We start from the raw sequence: 1,654 nt of genomic DNA, 5'->3' as shown, positions 1-1,654 counted from the left end.
TGGCTTCGGCCTGGCCGCAGGGGCTGCGCCGCCACTGTCCGAGGAAGGGCAGGAAGCGCTGCAGGACGTGGCGCGCCTGGCCCAGGCCAGCGCCGACGATTTCGACAGCGGCGACGAGGACGAGGACGCACTGGCCGAGATCGAGGAGTTCGTGCGCGTGGCGGTGCTGCTGCTGCACAGCGACTGCGTGCTCGGCCCGCGCCACCGGCAGCGCCTGAACTGATGAAGCGGCTCACCGGGATTTCCTCCGGCGAGTACGTGCGCCGGCGCCGTCATTTGATGGACATGGCCGGCGAGCAGGCCATCCTGGTGCTGCCCAGCGCACCGGAGCGGGTGCGCAGCCACGACACGCACTACCCGTACCGGCAGGATTCGGACTTCTGGTATCTGTGCGGGTTCGCCGAGCCGGACGCGGTGCTGGTGCTGGTGCCCGGTCGCCGCCATGGCGAGGCGCTGTTGTTCTGTCGCGAACGCGACCCCGAGCGCGAAGCCTGGGACGGCCCGCGGGCGGGCCAGGAAGGCGCGGTCGAGCGCTACGGCATGGACGATGCCTATCCGATCGACGACCTCGACGAGATCCTGCCCGGGCTGCTGGAAGGCCGCTCGCGGGTGTACTACCACTTCGGCCGCGACGTCGATTTCGACCTGAAGCTGATCGGCTGGGTCAAGCGCGTGCGCGAGCAGGTGCGGCACGGCGCGCAGCCGCCGCACGAGTTCCTGGAACTGGGCCATCTGCTGCACGAACAGCGCCTGTTCAAGTCGCGCGACGAGATCGCGCTGATGCAGGTGGCCGCCGACCTCAGCGTGGCCGGACATCGTGCGGCGATGCGGCTGGCGCGGCCGGGCGTGCACGAATACCAACTGCAGGCCGAGATCGAGCGCGAATTCCGCGCCGGCGACGCCTGGCCGGCCTACGGCAGCATCGTCGGCAGCGGCCACAACGCCTGCGTGCTGCACTACCGCGCCAACGCTGCGCGCCTGCGCGACGGCGACCTGGTGCTGGTCGATGCGGGCGCCGAATACCGCGGCTATGCCGCCGACATCACCCGTACTTTCCCGGCCAACGGCCGCTTCAGCGCCGAACAACGCGCGCTGCACGACCTGGTCGGTGCCGCGCATGCCGCCGCGCTGGCGCAGGCGCGCCCGGGCGTGGCCTACGAGGCCGGACACCTGGCCGCGGTGCAGACCCTGACCGAAGGCCTGCTGCGGCTGGGCCTGCTCAAGGGCAGCGTCGAGCAGAACCTGGCCAGCGGCGACTACCGGCGCTTCTACCGGCACAAGACCGGTCACTGGTTGGGCCTGGACGTGCACGACGTCGGCGACTACCGGCTGGCAGGCGAATCGCGCCTGCTCGAACCGGGCATGGTGTTCACCATCGAACCCGGCCTGTACGTGTCGCCGGACGACAAGGACGTGGACCCGAAGTGGCGGGGCATCGGCATCCGCACCGAGGACGACGTGCTGATCACCGACGACGGCCATCGCGTGCTCACCGATGCCCTGGCGCGCAGCGCCGAGGAGATCGAGGCGTGGATGGCTGGGAATGGGGAATAGGGAAACGGGAATGGGAATAGCGGTGACCGCGCGCGGAAAGGTCGGCTAGCAGACCTGGCGCGTTTGCTGTTGCGAATCCCCAATCCCGATTCCCCAATCC

General features: G+C 69.8%; 2 protein-coding genes. Both read left to right on the top strand.

Annotation, left to right across the window (positions count from 1 at the left end; all coding sequences use genetic code 11):
• The coding region (locus D183_RS0119240; protein WP_017910434.1) for a UPF0149 family protein at positions 1-223 on the top strand (223 nt) is incomplete at its 5' end.
• Positions 223-1,554 carry an aminopeptidase P N-terminal domain-containing protein gene (locus D183_RS0119235; protein WP_026143559.1) on the top strand — a complete coding sequence of 444 codons (1,332 nt, stop codon included), beginning with the start codon at positions 223-225 and terminating at the stop codon, positions 1,552-1,554. The genes D183_RS0119240 and D183_RS0119235, both read left to right, overlap by 1 nt.
• Positions 1,555-1,654 lie beyond the last annotated feature (100 nt).

The organism is Xanthomonas sp. SHU 199, from assembly GCF_000364665.1.
In the GTDB taxonomy this organism is placed as follows: domain Bacteria; phylum Pseudomonadota; class Gammaproteobacteria; order Xanthomonadales; family Xanthomonadaceae; genus Xanthomonas_A; species Xanthomonas_A sontii.
The sequence above is the reverse complement of the archived record's forward strand: the minus strand, read 5'-3'. Positions and strand labels throughout refer to the sequence as shown.